The sequence below is a fragment of the Amaricoccus macauensis genome, assembly GCF_014201905.1.
Lineage (GTDB): Bacteria > Pseudomonadota > Alphaproteobacteria > Rhodobacterales > Rhodobacteraceae > Amaricoccus > Amaricoccus macauensis.
Genome location: NZ_JACHFM010000001.1, coordinates 913,899 through 933,887 on the forward strand (window position 1 = coordinate 913,899; position 19,989 = coordinate 933,887).

The following is a 19,989-nucleotide window of genomic DNA, read 5'->3' on the forward strand; positions in this document are numbered from 1 at the left end:
AATATGAGTTTTGCTTGCATGCGTCAACGCATTCGAGTGTCGTCAACAAGACGCCGGAGACCACTGCAGTCTCCGATAGAACAACACGGGAGGCCTGGATGAAACGCCTGCTCACTGCGGCCCTGCTCACGGCCGCTCTTGCGGCGCCTGCGATGGCCGCAGAACCGGAATCCTGCAAGGACGTGCATTTCGCCGATGTCGGCTGGACCGACATCACCGCGACGACGGCGACGGCATCGGTCGTCCTGAAGGCGCTCGGCTACGCGCCGCATACCAGCCTGCTCTCGGTTCCCGTCACCTACACCGGCCTCGGCAAGGGCGACATCGACGTCTTCCTCGGCAACTGGATGCCGACGATGGACGGCGACCTCGCGCCGCACCGCGACAACGGCACGGTGATCGTGCTCCGGCCGAACCTCGAGGGCGCGAAGTATACGCTCGCGGTCAACCGGAGCCTCGCCGACGAGGGCCTCAAGGATTTCTCCGACATCGCGAAGTTCGCCGACCAGCTCGATTCGAAGATCTACGGCATCGAGGCCGGCAATGACGGCAACCGCCAGATCCTCGACATGATCTCGAAGGACGCCTTCGGCCTCGGCAAGTTCGAGCTCGTGGAGTCCTCCGAGCAGGCGATGCTCGCCGAGGCGAAGCGCGCTCAGAAATCCGGCAAGGGCATCGTGTTCCTCGGCTGGGAACCGCACCCGATGAACAAGAACATCGACATGGTGTACCTGACCGGCGGCGACGATTTCTTCGGTCCGAACTTCGGCGGCGCCACCGTCTACACCAATGTGCGCAAGGGTCTCGTCGAGGAGTGCCCGAATCTCGGCCAGTTCCTGAACAACCTCGGCTTCACCCTCGAGATGGAGAATGCCATCATGGGCGCGATCCTCGACGATGGCGAGGATCCCGAGGCTGCCGCAACGGCATGGCTGAAGGCCAATCCTGACGCGCTCGGCCCGTGGCTCCAGAACGTGACGACGTTCGACGGACAGGATGGCCTCGCCGCGGTGAAAGCAGCGCTGGGCGACTGAAACAATTGACGGGGGGCAGCCATGGACTGGATCGAAGCGGCGAAAATTCCGGTCGGCAAGTGGGCCGGTCTGGCGGTCAACTGGCTGACTGACCACGGGTCCTGGTTCTTCGACGGGCTCGCGAACATCGTCAACGCGCTGATCGACGCGATACTCTGGGCCCTGCAGACGCCACCCGCCTGGGTCATCATCCTGCTCTTCGCCGCGCTGGCGTGGTTCCTGCAGCGCAGCTGGACCGTGGTGGTCTTCGTCCTGCTCGGCTTTCTCTACATCCTGAACCAGGGCTACTGGGAGGAGACGACCGAGACGCTGACGCTGGTGCTCTCCGCGGTGATCGTCTGCATGGGCATCGGCGTGCCGGTTGGCATCGCCGCCGCCCACCGGCCGCGGCTCTATTCGGCGATGCGGCCGGTGCTAGACCTGATGCAGACGCTGCCCACCTTCGTCTATCTGATCCCGGCCATCGTCTTCTTCGGCATCGGCATGGTGCCCGGCCTCATCGCCACGGCGATCTTCGTCATCCCCGCACCGATCCGGCTCACCCATCTCGGCATCACCACGACGCCGAAGGAGCTGAAGGAGGCGGGCCTCGCCTTCGGCGCGACGCCGGGGCAGTTGCTGCGCAAGGTCGAACTGCCCTGGGCCATGCCGCAGATCATGGCCGGCCTCACCCAGACCATCATGCTGTCGCTCTCGATGGTGGTGATCGCGGCCCTCGTCGGCGCCGATGGCCTCGGCGTGCCGGTGGTGCGCGCGCTCAACACCGTCAACACCGCCCTCGGGTTCGAGGCGGGTCTCGTCATCGTCGTGGTTGCGATCATCCTCGACCGCGTGTTCCGCAGGGAGGGCTGAAAGATGGCCGTTACCGACGCCATGATCGAGTTCGACAGGGTCTCCATCGTCTTCGGGTCGAACCCCAAGATCGCCCTGCCGATGATGGATCGCGGCCAGAGCCGCGGCGACGTGCAGAAGGAGACCGGTCAGGTCCTCGGTGTGCACAACTGTTCGCTCACCGTGCACAAGGGCGAGATCTCGGTCCTGATGGGCCTCTCGGGCTCGGGCAAGTCGACGCTGCTGCGGGCGGTCAATGGCCTGAACCCGGTGATCCGCGGCAACGTGCGGGTGCGCGGCAAGGGCGGCAGCATGGTGGATGTGGCCAATTGCCCGCCGGGCGAGCTGCGCGACCTTCGCCGTGGCGGCGTCGCCATGGTGTTCCAGCAGTTCGGCCTCCTGCCCTGGCGCACAGTCGTCGAGAACGTGGCGCTTGGCCTCGAACTCGCGGGCGTGTCGAAGGAAACCCGCCTCGCCAAGGCGCGCGACGTGCTCGCCACGGTGAACCTGCAGGACTGGGCCGAGAAGCGCGTCTCGGAGCTTTCCGGCGGCATGCAGCAGCGGGTGGGCCTCGCACGGGCCTTTGCCACCGACGCCGAGATCCTGCTGATGGACGAGCCTTTCTCCGCGCTCGATCCGCTGATCCGCAACCGGTTGCAGGACGAGCTTCTCCAGCTTCAGGAGAAGATGCACTGCACCATCGTCTTTGTCTCGCATGACCTCGAGGAGGCGGTGAAGCTCGGCGACACCATCACCATCATGGAAGGCGGGCGGATCGTGCAGAGCGGGCGCCCCGACGATATCGTGCTGAAGCCCGCGAACGGCTACGTCGCCGACTTCGTGGCACACCTGAACCCGCTCAGCGTGCTGACCGCGACCGACGCCATGATGCCCGACGCAGGCCCCGGCGATCCTGCCCGGACCATCGCGCCCGATGCCTCGCTGCGCGATGCCCTGCCGCTCTTCGCCACGTCGGACGATCCGGTCTGGGTCGGACGGGACGGAGTCGTCACCGGCCGGATCACCCCACGGGCGGTTTGTGCCCTGCTCGCTCCCGGCGCGGCCACGGCCGCGTGACGGGCTGCCCGGGCACGCATCGGGTGAGAGCGGCCCGAGGGCAACGGCTGGCGCAATAGTCCCGCACGGTTGCGCAGACGCTTGACGCGGGCCGACCGCGTCATGCACGCCGCCATTGAAGGCAACCCACCGAAGCACAGGGGCAGGCAGCCACAGCTTCGGGGATCCTTCATGTACCGATTTCTCTTCACCGCGACATTGCCCGCGGTCCTTGCCTTCGGAACCGGCGCCACCGCTCAGGACGCGCCGGAGGCCGGGGGCACGCTGCTTCCCACCCTCAACATCGACGCCGCCGCCGATGACGGCATGGTGCCGTTCTCCTCGGCGATCGCCAGCAAGACCGACACGCCGATCGAACGCATTCCGCAGGCGGTGTCGATCATCACGCAGGAATCACTGGTTCAGCGCCGGCCGCAGAACCTCGAAAGCGTCGTGGCCTATGCACCCGGCGTGGTGCCTGCGCCCTGGGGCCGGGACAACCGCTTCGCCCAGTTCCTGATCCGCGGCTTCGATATCGGCCCCTATGGCGTCTATCGCGATGGCCTGCCGCAGAAGGTCATCGGCTTCGCCGGCTTCGCGATGGACCCGTACAGCCTCGAAGGCCTCGACGTGCTGAAAGGCCCGAACGCGGTGCTCTACGGCGAAACCGACCCGGGCGGCATCGTCAACGCCACCACCAAGCGGCCGACCTTCGAGCCGCTCCGAAGCGGCTTCGTGACCCACGGCCCGTTCGGAACCTGGCAGGGCGGCGCCGATGTCGGCGGCCCGGTCGGCGAGGACGGCGCGCTGGCGTGGCGCCTGACCGGGCTCTACCGCGACGGCGAGACCGGGCTCGCGAACTCCACCAACGACCGGCAATTCGTGGCTCCGGCCCTGACATGGCGTCCCGACGCAGAGACCGAGCTGACCGTGCTCACCAACTGGCAGAAGGACAAGACAACGCCTGCACTCACCCTGCCGGTGGCGGGCGAGGACTTTCCCGCCGACGTCGGGGCGCTGCCCGGCTGGATGTGGGAGACGAACCCCGCCGACAGCTACTACAAGGCCGACATCGCCTCGGCGGGATACCTCTTCAGCCACGAGTTCTCGCCCGGTCTCACCGTTCGCCAGCAGGCGCGCGTGGCGCGGCAGGAGACCGATTACCGCGAGTTCTATTTCAACGGCATGATCTCCGAAACGGAGATGAACTACGCCGACTTCACGGTGAACGAGACCGCGACCACCGGCGCGGTGGACACTCAGGCACAGATCGACTTCGACGTTGCCGGGCGCGCGAACACGCTGCTGCTCGGCATCGACTACAGCCGGATGAAGGCCGACTCGTCCTACGGCTACGATGACAGCTACACGATTTCGATCATCGACCCGGACGTCTCGGTCACCCGGCCGCAACCGGGCGCCTACTACGACGGCGTGCAGACGATCGAGCAGTACGGCCTCTATGCCCACAACCAGATCTCGCTGACCGACCGGTTGTTCGCGAGCTTCGGCCTGCGCCAGACGTGGGTGAAGAACCGCTTCGACGACCACCTCGGGGGTGATGACGTCAGCCAGGATGACAGCAAGCTCGTGTGGGACGTGGGCGCCACCTACGATCTCGACCATGGCGTGACACCCTATGCGAGCTACGCCACCGGCTTCGTGGTGAACACCGGCTCGAACTTCGAGGGCGAGCTTCACAAACCCACCGAGGCCGAGCAGGTGGAAGTCGGTGTCCGCTGGCGCCCCGCCGACACCAACGCGCTTTTCTCGGCCGCGCTCTATCAGATCGACAAGACCAACGTGCTGACCACCGATCCGGCCCACAACGGCTTCTGGGTGCAGAGCGGCGAGGTGCGCCACCGCGGGCTCGAACTCGAAGCCAACGTTGATCTCACCGGCGGCTTCTCGGCCGTCGCGGGCTACAGCTACATCGACGCTGAAATCACTTCGAGCAATGACGGCGACGAGGGCAACCGGCCGGCGCTGGTGCCTGAGCACGAGGCCTCGCTCTGGGCGAACTACGCCTTCCGGAGCGGCCGTCTCGACGGGCTGAGCATGGGTGCGGGCGTGCGCTACGTCGGGTCGAGCTACGGCGACTCCACCAACGCCCGCGAGACGCCGGCGCACACGCTGGTTGATGCCGCCCTCCGCTACCGCCGTGGCGCGGTCGAAGGCGCGCTGAACGTCACAAACCTGTTCGACAAGGAATACTATGCGATCTGCCGTGCCGGAGGCGGGTGCGGCATCGGCGACGAGCGCGAGATCCAGCTCACCGTCAGTTTCGATTTCTGACCGGCTGGTGTCCGGCTGACTCCGATTTCCGACCCCGGAAATGACTGAGGCGGGACCTCGCCCCCCCGAGGTCCCGCTGAACGCGCCCACACCCGACAGGGGCAGGCGCGTTTCGGGTTTGCCGATCTTCAGCGCGGGCTCAGCGCCCGAACGGCCGAAGGTTGGCGTGACGGTTGACGTCCTTGTAGAGCAGGTAGCGGAAGCGACCCGGGCCGCCGGCGTAGCAGGCCTGCGGGCAGTAGGCGCGAAGCCACATGAAATCGCCGGCCTCGACCTCGACCCAATCGCGGTTCAGCTTGTAGACCGCCTTGCCCTCGAGCACGTAAAGACCGTGCTCCATGACGTGGGTTTCCTCGAACGGGATGACCCCGCCCGGCTGGAAGGTCACGACCGTGACGTGCATGTCATGGCGCAGGTCGTTGGGATCCACGAAGCGGGTGGTCGCCCATGCACCGTTGGTATCGGGCATCACCGACGGCTCGATCAGCTGCTCGTTGGTGACGATCGGCTCCGGCTTGTCGAGACCCTCGACCGCCTCATAGGCCTTGCGGACCCAGTGGAAGTGCGCCAGCTCGCTGCCATTGTTCCTGAGGCTCCACGCGGTACCGGCCGGGATGTAGGCATAGCCGCCCGGGGTCATCCGGTGGGTCTCGCCCGCGATCGTCAGGTCGAACTCCCCCTCGGTCACGAAGATGACGCCCTGCGCACCCGCGTCGGGCTCCGGCCGGTCACTGCCGCCGCCCGGCGCCACTTCCATGACGTACTGCGAGAAGGTCTCGGCAAAGCCCGAGAGCGGACGCGCGATCAGCCATGCCCGGGTCTTGTCCCAGAACGGCAGGAAGCTCGTGACGATGTCCGAAAAGACCCCCTTCGGGATCACGGCATAGGCCTCGGTGAACACCGCCCGGCCGGTGTGAAGGTCGGTCTGCGCGGGCAGACCGCCTTTCGGGGCAAAATACTGGGCCGCGCCGGGAGCGAGGTCCTTCATGGCAGCATCTCCTTCAGTCGCAGGGTGGCGATCCGCTCCACCTGCGCACAGGCTGTGGCAAATTCGGTGGCGCGGTCGTTTTCAATGCGGGTTTCGAATGCTTCGAGAATGCGGGTCTTGTCGAGGCCGCGCACGGCAATGATGAACGGGAAACCAAACTTCGAGGTATAGGCGTCGTTCAACTCGGTGAACCGGGCCTTTTCGGCGTCGGTCAGCGCGTCGAGTCCGGCGCCGGCCTGTTCGGCGGTCGATTCCGCCGTGAGACGCTTTGCCGCCGCAAGCTTGCCCGCGAGATCGGGGTGCGCGGTCAGCACGCCGAGCCGCTCTTCCTCGGACGCCGAGCGGAAGGCGCGGGCCAGCGCGTTCGCAAGTCCGACGGCGGAGTCATGCGCCAGCCCGAGCTCGAAGTCATACGCCCGTTCGGCGATCCACGGCGAATGCTCGTAGATGCTGCCAAAGCGGCTGACGAACTCCTCGCGCTCCATGGTGGTCGGCCGGGTGGTGATCCCGGGCGCCGGGAAGGTGTTCGCCCAGTGGCTGGCGATATCCCCGCGCTTGGCGATCCACACACCCTCGCGGGCGGTGATGTAGTCGAGGAAGTCAGCGAGCCCCTTGACGCGCCCCGGGCGGCCGATGAGCCGGCAGTGGAGGCCGACCGACATCATCTTCGGGCTGCCCGCCTCGCCCTCGGCGTAGAGCACGTCGAAGGTGTCGCGGAGGTAGGTGAAGAAGTCTTCCGACGTGGTGAGCGTGCCCGCCGAGAACCGCATGTCGTTGGTCTCGAGGGTATAGGGGATGATGAGCTGCTCGCGGCCCTCGCACTCCAGCCAGTACGGCAGGTCGTCGTCGTAGGTGTCGGCCACCCAGTCGAAGATCCCGGCCTCGCAGGCGAGGGGCACGGTGTGGATCGAGGTGCGCCCGGTGTACCAGCCCTTGGGCGGCTCGCCGACCACCTCTGTGTGCAGGCGGATCGCCTCGACCATGTCGGCCTTCTCGGCCTCGCGGGTGTGATTGCGGTAGTCGATCCAGCGCAGCCCGTGCGAGGCGATCTCCCAGCCGGCATCCTTCATCGCCGCGACCTGCGCCGGTGAGCGGGCGAGCGCCGAGGCGACGCCGTAGACCGTGATCGGAACGTTCTTCTGTACGAAGAGATCCCGCAGCCGCCAGAAGCCGGCGCGCGATCCGTACTCGTACATCGACTCCATGTTCCAGTGGCGCATTCCCGGCCAGGGCTGGGCATTGGGCACCTCCGAGAGGAAGGCCTCCGATGCCGCATCGCCATGCAGGATGCAGTTCTCGCCACCTTCTTCGTAGTTCAGGACAAGGCTGACGGCGACCTTGGCCCCGCCCGGCCAGTCCGCGGCCGGCGGCTGACCTCCATAGCCCTGCATGTTCCTCGGATAGCGCATCCAGTCCCCTCCTGGCGTCGTGATTACTTGGGTCCGGATATACGGCAGCCGGGCGCACCGGGCTTTCAAATTCGCAAGGAAGGTGCTTTCGGACCAGCGGACTGGATCCGGATGGCCGCTCCGGGGATAGTCGGCGGCGTGATATTTGAGCAGGACGCCGGAGGACAGAATGGCTGATGGATACGTGACGACGCACGTGCTCGATGCGGGGCGCGGGTGCCCGGCGGAGGGGATGCAGATCGACCTCTTCCGCCTTGAGGGCGAGACGTGGTCTCTCGTGCGCTCGGTGACGACGAACTCCGACGGCCGCACCGACGGCCCCGTGATCCCGAAGGGCGAACTCGAGGTCGGGGTCTACGAGCTCCTGTTCCACGCCGGCAGCTATCTCGACGACGCCGGTGCCCCGGGCGAGAGCCCGCGCTTCCTCGATCTCATCCCGATCCGCTTCGGCATCGCCGACGTGGCCGAGCACTACCACGTGCCGCTGCTGCTTGCGGGCTACAGCTACTCGACCTATCGGGGCAGCTGACCGGCCGGCGCACCCGCCGCCTCCCGACGGGAGGTGGCGTGACACGGTGCGCGGTTTCGTCGCGTGCGGATCACTCCGATGTGATGCAGAACCGGGCCCGCCCGACCCCGCGGGGTGCGGGCCAAGCAAGGCCTGAAACTGGCGGCTCCCCCTACCGGCGCCCCGCTCGCATTCTTCCAGGCAATTGACGCCATTAAACTCGAAGCATGTCTCCCGATCACTCCACACACATGCGAGAGTCATATTTGGACGTTCATTTATATATGACTTCTAACTTATCATATACCTGTTAGCCTGAACAGTTAATTACTTCAGTATATCCCAAGAAGTGGAGCGGTCAGGCTTCAAGATAGCCTGAGCCGCGAGTTTAGCTGCGCACGCCCAGCCGATTACTCTTGAACCCGGCATCGGCATCCGCGACAAGTCGCGCCATGACTGACGCCGTTGCGCCCGGCTGGCGCCATCTTCCTGCCGTCGCTTCGGCACTGGCCTTCGCCGGGTTCGTGAGCCTCGTGCCCGCGGTCGTCGCCGGTGGCGCTCCGACCCTTGCATTGCCCTGGGTGCCCGCGCTCGGCGTCGAGGCGGCCTTTCGCCTCGACGGGCTCGGGCTTGCCTTCGCGCTTCTCGTCACCGGCATCGGCGCGCTGATCCTGCTCTATGCCGCCAGCTACTTTCGCACCGACCGGCGGCTCGGCTCGCTGCTCCTGACGCTCTCCGCCTTCGAGATCGCCATGCTTGGCGTCGTCACCGCCGACGATCTGGTCACGCTCTTCGTGTTCTGGGAGGCGACGACGATCACCTCCTGGCTGCTCGTCGGCTTCGATCACGAGCGCGGCGCGGCGCGCGCGGCGGCGCTTCAGGCGCTCGTCATCACCGCCGCGGGCGGGCTCGCGCTGCTCGCGGGGCTCCTGCTCATGGGGATGACGGCGGGAAGCTGGCGGCTCTCCGGCCTCGGGGCGCTCCAGACGAGCACAGCCTATCCGCTGATCCTCGGCCTTGTGGTCGTCGCGGCCTTCGCCAAGTCGGCGCAGTGGCCGTTCCATTTCTGGCTGCCGAACGCCATGGCCGCGCCGACGCCGGTCTCGGCCTACCTGCACTCGGCGACCATGGTGAAGGCCGGCGTCTACCTTCTGGCGCGCCTCGCCCCGAACCTCGGCGATACCGCGCTCTGGCATGGGCTCCTGATCCCGGCGGGTGCCATCACCATGCTGATCGGCGCGGTCTGGGCGCTGCGTCAGACCGACCTGAAGCTGATGCTCGCGTGGACGACGCTGATGGGCCTTGGCCTCATGACGCTGCTTCTGGGCGTCGGCACGCCAGCGGCGATCACCGCGGCGGTCGGCTTCCTGCTGGTCCACGCGCTCTACAAGGCCGGGCTCTTCCTCGCGGTCGGCATGATCGAGAAGGGCGCGGGCTCGCGCAACTACACCGACCTCGGAGCGCTCGCGCGCGCCATGCCGGTCACGACCGTCGTCGTGACGCTTGCCGCGGCGGCCATGGCCGGACTGCCGCCGTTCCTCGGGTTCGTCGCGAAGGAACTGATCTACGCGGCGACCCTCGGCAACCTGCTCCTCACCCTCGCGGTGGTCGTCGCGAACGCCCTTATGGTCGCCTGCGCCGGCATGATCGCGCTCCGCCCGTTCGCCGGGCCGCCGCGCAGCCCGAACCCCACGCCCGGCGATCCGGTGTGGGGCCTGCGCCTCGGGCCGGTGGTGCTCGCGGTGCTCGGGCTCGGCTTCGGGCTCCTGCCGATGCTCGCCGAAAACTGGCTCATCGGCCCGATGCATCACTCCGTCGCCGCCGCGCCGCTGGAAGGACATCTCGGGCTCTGGCATGGCCTCGGCCTGCCGCTCGGGCTCAGCGTCGCCACATGGGCACTGGGGCTCGGGATCTATCTCAACCTCAACCGCCTTCGCGACGGCCTCGCTGCCGCCGAACCGCGGCTGCCGCGCACCGAGGCGTGGTATGACGCCCTCATGGCGGGCCTCTTCGGCGTTGCCCGCGCCATCACGGCGGCGACCCAGACCGGCCGGGCGACCAGCTATCTCCGCGTCACCTTCGCGGTGCTCGCGGTCATGGTCTGGGGCGCGCTTCTCACCGGCCCGATCGCCTGGCCCTCGCTGGCACAACTCCGCGCCGCGACGTTCATCGACTGGGCAATCACCGCGATCGTCCTCGCCTCGATCGCCATCGTCCTGCGCTCCCGCTCGCGGCTCACCGCAATCGCCGCACTCGGCGGGGTCGGCTCCGGCATCGCCTTCATCTTCATCCTCTACGGCGCGACCGACGTCGCGATGACCCAGCTCTTTGTCGAGATCCTCGTCGTGGTCTTCCTCGGCCTCGCCATGGTCCGCCTGCCCACCGCCGGCGATCTGCCGTTCCGGCGGCTCAATGCCCTCGTCGCGGCGGCCCTCGGCATCGGCGCCACGGTCGCGGTGCTCGCGGTCCTCGGCACTCCGCTCGACCCGGTGCTCTCGACCTTCTTCGAGGCGAACAGCTACCCGGAGGCGCACGGGCGCAACATCGTCAACGTCATCCTCGTCGACTTCCGCGGCTTCGACACACTCGGCGAGATCTCCGTCGTCGTGATCGCCGCCGTCGCCGCGATCGCCGTCCTGAAGCGGAGGGTGCGATGAATTCGCTCATCCTCACCGCCGCCACCCGCGTGCTGGTGCCGGTCATCGTCGCCTTCTCGTTCGTCGTCTTCATGCGCGGCCACAACGCGCCGGGCGGCGGCTTCGTCGGCGGCCTGCTCGCGGCCACCGCCTTCGCGCTCATCGCCAAGGCCCGCGGCACCGACGCCGCGCGCCGGGCGCTGCACTTCCGGCCGCTCTCGATCGCCGCCATCGGGCTCGCCTGCGCCCTCGCCTCGGGTTTCTGGGGCGGCATCGCGCGCGGGCAGTTCCTGCGCGGCATGTGGCCGCTGCTCGAAGCCACCGGCTCGCACCTGCCGCTCGGCTCGATCCCGCTCTTCGACCTCGGGGTCTATCTCGTCGTGCTCGGCGCCGTCACCGGGATCCTCTTCGCCCTCGACGACGCCATCGAGGAGGACGACTGATGGAACTGCTTCTCGCCGTCCTCGTGGGCGCGCTTGTCGCCGCCGGCGCCTACCTGATGATGAGCGGCCGCACCCTGCCCTATCTCTTTGGCCTGACGATGATCTCGAACGCGGCCAATCTCGCGATCTTTGCCACGGGGCGGCTCACCTTCGGCAAGCCGCCGCTCGTGCCGGGCGACGCCGAGACGCTGGCGGGTGCGGCGAACCCGCTGCCCCAGGCGCTGATCCTGACCGCGATCGTCATCGGCTTCGGTCTCCTTGTCTTCGCGCTCGCCCTCGCGCTCAAGAGCTATCGCGGCCTCGGGACCGACGACATCGACGCCGCCGCCGCCGAGGAACGCACCTGATGCTGCTCTTCCTGCCGCTCGCGCTGCCGTTCACCACCGCGGTCCTGACGCTGCTCGCCTGGCGGACGCCGGGCCTCAGACGCACGATCTCGCTTGCCGGCGCGCTGGCGCTGCTCGTCTCGGGCGGCGCCATCCTTGCCCGGGTGCTGGAGACCGGCCCGTTCGCAGAGCAGGCCGGCGGCTGGCCGGCGCCCTTCGGCATCACGCTGGTCGCCGACGGCCTTGCCGCCGCGTTCGTCGCGCTCACCGGCCTGACGGCGGTGCTCGCGCTCATCTTCGCCCGCGCCGACGTCACCGCGGCCGAGGAGCACGCGGGCTTTCACCCGCTGGTCCACGCCATGCTCGCCGGCATCTCGGGGGCGTTCCTGACCGGCGATCTCTTCAACATGTACGTCTGGTTCGAGGTGATGCTGATCTCGACCTTCGGGCTGCTGGTGATCGGTTCCGGCACCCTCGACGGCGCCATGAAGTACGTCGGGCTGAACCTCATCGGCACGGTCGCGTTCATCACTGGGGTCGGGCTGCTCTACGGCACCACCGGCGCGCTCAACATGGCCGATCTCCATGCGCGCCTCATGGACCGCGCCGACGCGCCGGTGCTCGTCGCCGCGGCGCTCCTCGTCTTTGCCTTCGCCGCCAAGGCCGCGCTCGCGCCGCTGCACTTCTGGTTGCCCGCGAGCTACCACACCCCCGCCTTCACCACGTCGGCGCTCTTCGCGGCGCTGCTGACCAAGGTCGGGGTCTACGCGCTGCTCCGGGTATTCTCGCTGGTCTTCGACACGCCCGGGACGCCGATCGCGAGCCTGCTCCTCGGTCTCGCGCTCGTCTCGATGCTGATCGGCTGCCTCGGCGCGCTTGTCATGCCGTCGGTGCGCCGGGTGCTCGGCTTCTCGATCACCGCGTCGATCGGCGCCATGGTGCTGGGGCTCGCGGTCGGCACGCCGCTCGCGCTCGCCGCGGCGGTGCTCTATGCCGGTCAGGACGTACTGGTGAAGGCCGGGCTCTTCCTCGGCGCGGGCGCCATCCACCGCACGACCGGCTCGGAAGACCTCGCCCGTTCCGGCGGCCTCTGGCGCGGCCAGCCGTTCGTGGCGCTGCTCATTCTCGTGCCCGCCCTGGCGCTCGCCGGGATGCCGCCGTTCTCCGGCTTCTGGCCGAAGCTCATGCTGGTGCGCGCGACGCTGGAGGCGGGCGAGGGCTGGCTCGCGGCCGCCGTCCTCGTCATGGGCCTCCTGACGCTCATCGCCATGGCGCGGGTCTGGGCGGATGCCGTCTGGGCGGCCGGCCCCGCCGAGGCGACGCCTGCCCGGCTGCCCGCCGCGATGCTCGTGCCGCTCGCCGTGCTCGCCGTGCTCGTCGTCGCCGCCGGCATCTGGGCCGGCCCGCTCGTCGCCTTCGCCGAGACTGTCGCGGGCCAGATCCTCGACCCCACCGCCTACATCGCCGCCGTCATGGGCCAGCCGGTTGCGGGAGGCACACCATGAGCCCGCTCCGCACGGTTTTCCTCGGCGTGGCTTTCCTGCGTGACCTTACGCTGTCGAGCGTCGCCGTCGCGCGGGCGGTCGTCGATCCGCGCCGCGCCGCGCCGGGCTTCGTCACGGTGCCGCTGACCCTTGCGCGGACCGATGTCGAGATCACGCTGGTCGCGAACTACATCACGCTCACCCCCGGCACCCTCACCGTCGATGTCAGCGCCGATCGCCGCACGCTGCTCGTCCATGCGCTCGAGGCAGACGAGGCGGGCATCCGCGCCGACATCGCGGCCATCGAGGTCCGCGTGACGGGAGCCACCCGATGATCGACCTCATTCCCACCGGCCCGCTCGGCCTCGCGGCGATCTTCGCCGCGGTCTGCCTCATCGCGGCGCTGCTCTGCGCCGCCTTCCGGCTCCTGACCGGCCCGACGCTCGCCGACCGGGTCGTCGCCCTTGATCTCATGTCCGGGCTTCTGGTCGTCTTCCTGCTGGTGTTTCGCACCCTCACCGGTCAGGACGCTTATGCCTTCGTGGCGCTCGGCCTCGCGCTCATCGCCTTCCTCGCCACCGTCGCCTTCGCCGGCCTGATCGAGCGCACCCATGACCGCGATGACTGACTGGCTCGCCGCACTGCTGCTCGTTGCCGGCGGCACGTTCTGCCTGATCGCCGGCGTCGGCGTCGTGCGCTTCCGCGACGTCTATACCCGGATGCACGCCTCGACGAAGGCCGGCACCTTCGGCCTGGCGCTCATCGCCGCAGGCACGGCGATTGCCGCGACCGACTGGGGCGAGGCGGTGGAGGCCATGGCGGTCTTCCTGTTCCTGATCGCGACGGCGCCGGTCGGCTCGCACCTCGTCGGCCGGGCGGCCTTCCGGTCCGATGCTCCCGAGGTGCCAGGCACCAGCCGGAGCGCCGATACCGACGACTTCCGGGCTACTCCGACCCGTGTCCGAGCTTCTGACGAATCCGGCGAACCATGAACCAGACAAGCGCCACCACCGGCAGCGTCAGGATCGCGAAGAGCAGCGGCTCGGAGACGTGCAGCGCCTCGGCAACGGGCGCGAAGAGGTGCCCCGCGAGGCTGAGCGCGTAGTAGCTGATCGCGACGACCGACAGCCCCTCCACCGTCTCCTGCAGGCGCAACTGCATCGCCGCGCGCTTGTTCATCGCGTTCAGCACCTCGACGTTCTGCGCCTGGTTCGCCACGTCGACCCGGGTGCGCAGCAGGTTCGCCGCCCGCTCCGCCCGGCCGGAGAGATCGCCGAGCCGCTCCTCGGCTGACCGGCAGGTGCGCATCGCCGGATCGAAGCGCCGCATCATGAATTCGGAGAAAAGCTGCCGCCCGCTGACCCGCTCCTCGCGCAGCACCCGGATCCGCTGGTTGACGAGCGCGTCATAGGCACCGGCCGCGCCGAAACGGAACGCGCTCGTCGCCACCAGATGCTCGACCTCGGCCGAGAGCTGAAGCAGGCGCTGCAAGGTCTGGGCCTCGTGCCCGGTCGCGGCCGCCATGCTGGCGACGATCTCGGCCAACTCCCGGTCGAGACGCCCGACGGTCATCGCCACATGCCGCGCCACCGGCAGGGTGAGCAGCGACATCGCCTTGTAGGTCTCGATCTCCAGCACCCGCTGAACGATCCGGCCGAGCCGCCGCCGGCCCACATGCGGCGAGGCGAGCACCGCGAACCGCTCGTGGCCGTGTTTGTCGATGCGGAAATCCCCGGCGATCACCGCCTCGGCGTCGACCACCCGTGCCACGGCAGCGCTCTCGAGCACGAACCACTGGGGGAAATCCTCAGCGATCAGCCGCTCCACCTCTTCCTCGTCGGCGGTCACCACCCGCACCAGCGCCGAGGTCACGACCTTGCCCGGCATGGCGGCAAGCCAGTCCTCCGGGAAGACCGTCGACATCTCGCCGGAGAACGGCACGCGCGAGACGCCGTCGAGAAACAGCGTGTAGGTGACGAATTCGGCGTGCATCTCCCACTTCAGGGTGCCGCGGCCGAGCGGCCCGGAGTAGTGGTTCGCCCCCGGCGGCAGATGCGGCGCGCCGTAGCGGTCGAGCAATTCCGCGAGGTGCGCCCGGTCCTTCTCCCGGTCGCGCCCCGCAGCGTCACCCTCGGGCTTGATCGCGAGGTGCAGTGCCCGGCAGGGCGCGCTCAACTCCGGGAACGGCCGCGCGTGCAGCTCGTTCGTCAGCGCATATCGGCCGGGGTAGTCCTTGAGGGCGAGGTGCGCCATGGCTCTGGGATCTCGGGAAAGGGACAAGGGATTTTGGCGAAAGCTACACGCGGCACCCGCACCCGTCACCATCGGCCCCATGCTTTCGGGCCCATGGTGACGGGTGCCGCAGGCAAGGCCACCGACTGGCCGAGGCACTGCCTCGGCCATGGGCGCGAGCTGGTCGCGGCTGGCGCCGCGTCAGGCGGTCGCCGCTTCCGGCTCGTCCACCAGCGGGTGGGCGAGACGGCTCAGCATCTCCTTCGGCACGATCTGGCGGAAGTTCGGCAGGGCCTCGTTCCAGTGCCGCAGGATCTCGGTGCCGATCGGGCTGGCGGTCTCCCTGACGTGCCGCTCGATCAGGCCGCGCAGCTCGCTCGCCCAGGCGGAGGAGCGCACCGGGACGGCGATCACCGTCTCTGGGTTGAGGCGCAGCTCCAGCTCGGCCTCGGGGTCGTAGAGGAAGGCCATGCCGCCGGTCATGCCGGCCCCGAAGTTGTCGCCGAAGCGCCCGAGGATCACCGCCGTGCCACCGGTCATGTACTCGCAGCCGTTCGAGCCGCAGCCCTCGACCACCACCGTCGCACCGGAGTTGCGCACGCAGAACCGCTCGCCCGCCCGTCCGCTCGCAAAGAGCGCACCCGCCGTCGCGCCGTAGAGCACGGTGTTGCCGATGATCGCGTTCTCGTGCGGCACCAGCGGTGAGCCGAGCGGCGGTCGCACGACGATCGTGGCGCCCGAGAGGCCCTTGCCCACGTAGTCGTTCGCCTCGCCCATCACCTCGATCTTGAGGCCGGGTGCCGCGAACGCCCCGAGCGACTGCCCGGCGGAGCCCGCGAGCTTGATCGTCAGGTGGTCGGACTGAAGACTGTTGTTCATCCCGAAGCGCTGGACGATGTGGCTCGACACCCGCGTGCCGATCGAGCGCAGGGTGTTCTGCACCGCGTAGGAGAGCTGCATCTTCTCGCCGTCCTTGAAGAACGGCTCGGCGTCGGTCACGACCTGCGCATCGAGCGTATCCGGCACCGGGTTGCGCGGTTTCTTGCGGTCGTAGTTGACCGCATCGCCCTGATCGACGTTGATGAGCAGCGGGTTGAGGTCGAGATCGTCCAGATGCTCGGCGCCGCGGCTCACCTGCGTCAGCAGGTCCGCCCGCCCGATCACCTCGTCAATCGACCGCGCGCCCACCGACGCCAGCACCTCGCGCACCTCCTGCGCGTAGAAGCTGATCAGGTTCACCACCTTGTCCGCCGTGCCGGTGAACTTCTCCCGGAGCTTCGGGTCCTGGGTGCAGACGCCGACGGGGCAGGTGTTCGACTGACACTGCCGCACCATGATGCAGCCCATGGCGATCAGCGCCGCCGTGCCGATGCCGAACTCCTGCGCGCCGAGCATCGCCGCGATGACGATGTCGCGGCCGGTGCGGAGCCCGCCGTCGGTGCGCAGGATCACCCGGTCGCGGAGGTTGTTCACCGTCAGCACCTGATGCGCTTCGGAAAGCCCCATCTCCCACGGGAGACCCGCGAACTTGATCGACGTCACCGGGCTGGCACCCGTGCCGCCGTTGTGCCCGGAGATCAGGATCACGTCCGCCTTCGCCTTGGCGACACCGGCGGCGATCGTCCCGACGCCGGACTGGCTGACGAGCTTCACGCAGACCTTGGCCCGCGGGTTGATCTGCTTCAGGTCGTAGATGAGCTGCGCCAGATCCTCGATCGAGTAGATGTCGTGGTGCGGCGGCGGCGAGATCAGGGTCACGCCCTGCGTCGAGTGGCGAAGCCGCGCGATGAGTTCCGTGACCTTGATCCCGGGCAGCTGGCCACCCTCGCCGGGCTTCGCACCCTGCGCGATCTTGATCTCGAGCTCCTCGCAGTGGTTGAGGTAGTCGGCGGTCACGCCGAACCGCCCGGACGCCACCTGCTTGATCTTGGCGCTCGGGTTGTCGCCGTTCGGCTCCGGCGTGTAGTGCGCCGGATCCTCGCCGCCCTCGCCGGAGTCGCTCTTGGCGCCGATCCGGTTCATCGCGATGTTCAGCGTCTTGTGCGCCTCCGGGCCGAGCGCGCCGAGGCTCATGCCCGGCGTCACGAACCGCTTGCGGATCGACGTGATCGACTCGACCTGATCGAGCGGCACCGGCTGGCTCTTCGGCTGGAAGTCCAGCAGGTCGCGCAGGTGGATCGGCGGCCGCGCCTGCATCGCCTTGGAATACTGCTTCCAGACGTCATAGGAGCCCCGGTCGCAGGCCGATTGCAGGATGTGCATGGTGCGGGCTTCCCAGGCGTGGCTCTCGCCCGAGCGCCGCGACTTGTAGAAGCCGCCGATCGGCAGCACCGCGTCGCCGCCGCGCCAGGCCTGCGCGTGGATCGCCTCGATCTGCCGCTGCACGCCGATGATGCCGATGCCCGAGATCCGGCTCAGCATGCCGGGGAAGTACTCCGCCACCATCGCACGCGAGAGCCCCACCGCCTCGAAGTTCAGGCCGCCGCGATAGGACGAGATGACCGAGATCCCCATCTTCGACATGATCTTGAGAAGACCCGCGTCGATCGCCTCGCGATAGCGCCCCACCGCCTCGGTGAGGGTCCCCGGGATCAGCCCGCGCTCGATGCGGTCGCCGATCGAGTCCTCGGCGAGGTAGGCGTTGACCGTCGTCGCGCCGCAGCCGATCAGCACCGCGAAATAGTGCGGGTCGATGCATTCTGCCGAGCGCACGTTGATCGACGTGAAGGTCCGCAGACCCTTGGCCGTCAGCCACGAATGCACCGCGCTCGTCGCGAGGATCATCGGCATCCCAGCCCGCTCGGCGTTCTGGCCACGGTCGCTGAGCACGAGGTGGCTGACGCCGGCGCGGATTGCCTCCTCCGCCTCGGTGCGGATGCGCCCGAGTTCGGTCTGGAGCGTGTTCGGCCCCGCGCCCACCGGGAACGTGCAGTCGATCTCCAGCGCCTGATCGCCGGCACGCCGGGCGATCTCGGCGAACCGCAGATCCGAGACGAACGGGCTTTCGAGCGTCAGGATCTCGGTCTGGCTGTTGTTTTCGTCGAGAACGTTCTTGAGGTTGCCGAACCGGGTCTTGAGCGACATCACCCGATGCTCGCGCAGCGAGTCGATCGGCGGGTTCGTCACCTGGCTGAAGTTCTGCCGGAAGTAGTGGCTGAGCGAGCGGTATTGGTTCGACAGCACCGCGGGCGGCGTGTCGTCGCCCATGGAGCCTATGGCTTCCTTGCCGTCCTCGGCCATCGGATGCAGGATCTGCTCCAGCTCCTCGATGGAGTAGCCGGCGGCGATCTGCCGGCGCCGGAGTTCGCTGCCGGTGAAGATCGGGGTTTCCTCGACGCTCCGGGTCTCGTCCTCGAGGTCGACGATCGAGCCGATCCACTCGCCGAAGGGCTGGCTGGTGGCCATCAGGTCCTTGATCTCGGCGTCGTGGTAGAGCTTGCCCTCGCCCATGTCGACGGCGAGGAGCTGCCCCGGTCCGAGCGCACCCTTCTCGACGCAGGTCAGCGGATCGGTCGGCACCATGCCGGCCTCGGACCCGGCGATGACGAGGCCGTCGCCGGTGACCACATAGCGCATCGGCCGGAGCCCGTTGCGGTCGAGCCCGGCGCAGACCCAGCGCCCGTCAGTCATGGCGAGCGCGGCCGGGCCGTCCCAGGGCTCCATCACGGCGTTGGAATAGGCGTACATGTCCTGCCACGCCTGCGGCATCTTGGTGGCGAGCTTCGACCAGGCCTCGGGCACCAGCATCGACTTCGCCATCGGCGCGATGCGCCCGGCGCGCACCAGCACCTCGAAGACGTTGTCGAGCGCCGCCGAATCCGAACTCCCCGGCAGGACGATCGGCTTGATGTCCTCCGCGAGGTCGCCGAAGTAGTCCGACGACATGCGGATCTCGTGGCTCTTCAGCCAGTTGAGGTTGCCCTTCAGCGTGTTGATCTCGCCGTTGTGGGCGAGCATGCGGAACGGCTGCGCCAGCCACCAGCGCGGGAAGGTGTTGGTGGAATAGCGCTGGTGATAGATCGCGAAGGCCGAGACGAAGCGCGGATCCTGCAGGTCGGGGTAGAACACCGACACATGCTCCGCGAGCATCATGCCCTTGTAGATCACCGACCGGCAGCTCATCGAACAGATGTAGAAGTCGCGGATCCCCGCGCCCGCCTTCTCGATGCGGCGCCGGATCACGTAAAGCTCGCGCTCGAAGGTCTCCTCGTCGACGCCCTTGGCGTTGGAGATCAGGATCTGCTCGATCTCCGGCCGCGTGGCGTTGGCCTTGGCGCCGAGGCAGGAGATATCGACCGGCACATGCCGCCAGCCGTAGATGTAGTAGCCCATGCGGAGAACTTCGGTCTCGACGATGGTCCGCGCCGTCTCCTGCGCGCCGAAGTCCGAGCGCGGCAGGAAGATCTGCCCGACCGCCAGCCGCTCGCCCCGGGGGGAGTGCCCGGTGCGGCGGACCTGATCCTCGAAGAACGACGTCGGGATCTGCACGTGGATGCCGGCGCCGTCGCCGGTCTTGCCGTCGGCGTCGACCGCGCCGCGGTGCCAGATCGCGCTCAGCGCCTTGATGGCGCTCTCCACCACCTGCCGCCGCGGCTTGCCGTCGGTCGCGACCACCAGCCCGACGCCGCAGGCGTCGCGCTCCTGCTCGGGATGGTAGAGGCCTTCGTCGGCGAGGCGCTTCAGCTCGGCTTCCGTGCGGGCGACCCAGGCCTCATCGTACGTCGTCATGGTGGTCACTCCTGGCAGA

The 19,989-nt window shown here is 68.2% G+C and carries 16 protein-coding genes; 12 read left to right on the top strand and 4 right to left on the bottom strand.

Annotation, left to right across the window (positions count from 1 at the left end; all coding sequences use genetic code 11):
• Positions 1-98 precede the first annotated feature (98 nt).
• The 4 genes from HNP73_RS04425 to HNP73_RS04440 all read left to right on the top strand — a co-directional run bounded on the left by HNP73_RS04425 (position 99) and on the right by HNP73_RS04440 (position 5,216).
• A complete protein-coding gene (locus HNP73_RS04425; protein WP_184147393.1) occupies positions 99-1,034 on the top strand; it encodes a choline ABC transporter substrate-binding protein in 936 nt (311 codons plus the stop codon).
• Between the two features lie 21 nt (positions 1,035-1,055).
• Positions 1,056-1,886, top strand: coding sequence for a choline ABC transporter permease subunit (gene choW, locus HNP73_RS04430; protein WP_184147394.1), 831 nt, complete (start codon positions 1,056-1,058; stop codon positions 1,884-1,886).
• A gap of 3 nt (positions 1,887-1,889) precedes the next feature.
• Positions 1,890-2,942 carry a choline ABC transporter ATP-binding protein gene (gene choV / locus HNP73_RS04435; RefSeq protein WP_184147395.1) on the top strand — a complete coding sequence of 351 codons (1,053 nt, stop codon included), beginning with the start codon at positions 1,890-1,892 and terminating at the stop codon, positions 2,940-2,942.
• Positions 2,943-3,113: 171 nt separating this feature from the next.
• A complete protein-coding gene (locus HNP73_RS04440) occupies positions 3,114-5,216 on the top strand; it encodes a TonB-dependent siderophore receptor (RefSeq protein WP_184147396.1) in 2,103 nt (700 codons plus the stop codon).
• 139 nt (positions 5,217-5,355) lie between these two features.
• Here the strand turns inward: HNP73_RS04440 and HNP73_RS04445 are convergent, their stop codons facing one another.
• Complete coding sequence (locus HNP73_RS04445) at positions 5,356-6,204, bottom strand: bifunctional allantoicase/(S)-ureidoglycine aminohydrolase (RefSeq protein WP_184147397.1); 849 nt, start codon at positions 6,202-6,204, stop codon at positions 5,356-5,358.
• A complete protein-coding gene (gene puuE / locus HNP73_RS04450) occupies positions 6,201-7,613 on the bottom strand; it encodes an allantoinase PuuE (RefSeq protein ID WP_184147398.1) in 1,413 nt (470 codons plus the stop codon). The genes HNP73_RS04445 and puuE overlap by 4 nt, the downstream gene beginning before the upstream one ends.
• Before the next feature lie 169 nt (positions 7,614-7,782).
• Between puuE and uraH the strand changes: the two genes are divergently transcribed.
• The 8 genes from uraH (at position 7,783) to mnhG (ending at position 14,002) form a co-directional block, all read left to right on the top strand.
• A complete protein-coding gene (uraH, locus tag HNP73_RS04455) occupies positions 7,783-8,142 on the top strand; it encodes a hydroxyisourate hydrolase (RefSeq protein WP_184147399.1) in 360 nt (119 codons plus the stop codon).
• 431 nt (positions 8,143-8,573) lie between these two features.
• Positions 8,574-10,778 carry a hydrogen gas-evolving membrane-bound hydrogenase subunit E gene (mbhE, locus tag HNP73_RS04460; RefSeq protein ID WP_184147400.1) on the top strand — a complete coding sequence of 735 codons (2,205 nt, stop codon included), beginning with the start codon at positions 8,574-8,576 and terminating at the stop codon, positions 10,776-10,778.
• Positions 10,775-11,200: an MnhB domain-containing protein gene (locus HNP73_RS04465; protein WP_184147401.1), complete on the top strand. Its 426-nt coding sequence runs from the start codon at positions 10,775-10,777 to the stop codon at positions 11,198-11,200. The genes mbhE and HNP73_RS04465 overlap by 4 nt, the downstream gene beginning before the upstream one ends.
• Positions 11,200-11,547, top strand: a complete 348-nt coding sequence (locus HNP73_RS04470) for a Na+/H+ antiporter subunit C (protein WP_184147402.1) — start codon at positions 11,200-11,202, stop codon at positions 11,545-11,547. Before HNP73_RS04465 ends, HNP73_RS04470 begins: the two co-directional genes overlap by 1 nt.
• The gene (locus HNP73_RS04475) at positions 11,547-13,031 is read left to right on the top strand and encodes a proton-conducting transporter transmembrane domain-containing protein (RefSeq protein ID WP_184147403.1); all 1,485 of its coding nucleotides are present in this window, start codon (positions 11,547-11,549) and stop codon (positions 13,029-13,031) included. Before HNP73_RS04470 ends, HNP73_RS04475 begins: the two co-directional genes overlap by 1 nt.
• Entirely contained in the window at positions 13,028-13,345 is a 318-nt protein-coding gene (locus HNP73_RS04480) for a Na+/H+ antiporter subunit E (protein WP_184147404.1), read from the top strand. The genes HNP73_RS04475 and HNP73_RS04480 overlap by 4 nt, the downstream gene beginning before the upstream one ends.
• A complete protein-coding gene (locus tag HNP73_RS04485) occupies positions 13,342-13,638 on the top strand; it encodes an MrpF/PhaF family protein (RefSeq protein ID WP_184147405.1) in 297 nt (98 codons plus the stop codon). Before HNP73_RS04480 ends, HNP73_RS04485 begins: the two co-directional genes overlap by 4 nt.
• Positions 13,622-14,002 carry a monovalent cation/H(+) antiporter subunit G gene (mnhG, locus tag HNP73_RS04490; protein ID WP_184147406.1) on the top strand — a complete coding sequence of 127 codons (381 nt, stop codon included), beginning with the start codon at positions 13,622-13,624 and terminating at the stop codon, positions 14,000-14,002. The genes HNP73_RS04485 and mnhG overlap by 17 nt, the downstream gene beginning before the upstream one ends.
• Here mnhG and HNP73_RS04495 read toward each other — a convergent pair.
• A complete protein-coding gene (locus HNP73_RS04495; RefSeq protein WP_184147407.1) occupies positions 13,956-15,263 on the bottom strand; it encodes a DUF3422 family protein in 1,308 nt (435 codons plus the stop codon). The genes mnhG and HNP73_RS04495 overlap by 47 nt on opposite strands.
• Positions 15,264-15,443: 180 nt before the next feature.
• Positions 15,444-19,970, bottom strand: coding sequence for a glutamate synthase large subunit (gene gltB / locus HNP73_RS04500; RefSeq protein WP_184147408.1), 4,527 nt, complete (start codon positions 19,968-19,970; stop codon positions 15,444-15,446).
• Positions 19,971-19,989: the final 19 nt, after the last annotated feature.

Excerpts from the sequence above, each read along its gene's own strand:
- HNP73_RS04425 (WP_184147393.1), top strand. The coding sequence starts at position 99 with ATGAAACGCCTGCTCACTGCGGCCCTGCTCACGGCCGCTCTTGCGGCG.
- choW (WP_184147394.1), top strand. The coding sequence starts at position 1,056 with ATGGACTGGATCGAAGCGGCGAAAATTCCGGTCGGCAAGTGGGCCGGT.
- choV (WP_184147395.1), top strand. The coding sequence starts at position 1,890 with ATGGCCGTTACCGACGCCATGATCGAGTTCGACAGGGTCTCCATCGTC.
- HNP73_RS04440 (WP_184147396.1), top strand. The coding sequence starts at position 3,114 with ATGTACCGATTTCTCTTCACCGCGACATTGCCCGCGGTCCTTGCCTTC.
- HNP73_RS04445 (WP_184147397.1), bottom strand. The coding sequence starts at position 6,204 with ATGAAGGACCTCGCTCCCGGCGCGGCCCAGTATTTTGCCCCGAAAGGC.
- puuE (WP_184147398.1), bottom strand. The coding sequence starts at position 7,613 with ATGCGCTATCCGAGGAACATGCAGGGCTATGGAGGTCAGCCGCCGGCC.
- uraH (WP_184147399.1), top strand. The coding sequence starts at position 7,783 with ATGGCTGATGGATACGTGACGACGCACGTGCTCGATGCGGGGCGCGGG.
- mbhE (WP_184147400.1), top strand. The coding sequence starts at position 8,574 with ATGACTGACGCCGTTGCGCCCGGCTGGCGCCATCTTCCTGCCGTCGCT.
- HNP73_RS04465 (WP_184147401.1), top strand. The coding sequence starts at position 10,775 with ATGAATTCGCTCATCCTCACCGCCGCCACCCGCGTGCTGGTGCCGGTC.
- HNP73_RS04470 (WP_184147402.1), top strand. The coding sequence starts at position 11,200 with ATGGAACTGCTTCTCGCCGTCCTCGTGGGCGCGCTTGTCGCCGCCGGC.
- HNP73_RS04475 (WP_184147403.1), top strand. The coding sequence starts at position 11,547 with ATGCTGCTCTTCCTGCCGCTCGCGCTGCCGTTCACCACCGCGGTCCTG.
- HNP73_RS04480 (WP_184147404.1), top strand. The coding sequence starts at position 13,028 with ATGAGCCCGCTCCGCACGGTTTTCCTCGGCGTGGCTTTCCTGCGTGAC.
- HNP73_RS04485 (WP_184147405.1), top strand. The coding sequence starts at position 13,342 with ATGATCGACCTCATTCCCACCGGCCCGCTCGGCCTCGCGGCGATCTTC.
- mnhG (WP_184147406.1), top strand. The coding sequence starts at position 13,622 with ATGACCGCGATGACTGACTGGCTCGCCGCACTGCTGCTCGTTGCCGGC.
- HNP73_RS04495 (WP_184147407.1), bottom strand. The coding sequence starts at position 15,263 with ATGGCGCACCTCGCCCTCAAGGACTACCCCGGCCGATATGCGCTGACG.
- gltB (WP_184147408.1), bottom strand. The coding sequence starts at position 19,970 with ATGACGACGTACGATGAGGCCTGGGTCGCCCGCACGGAAGCCGAGCTG.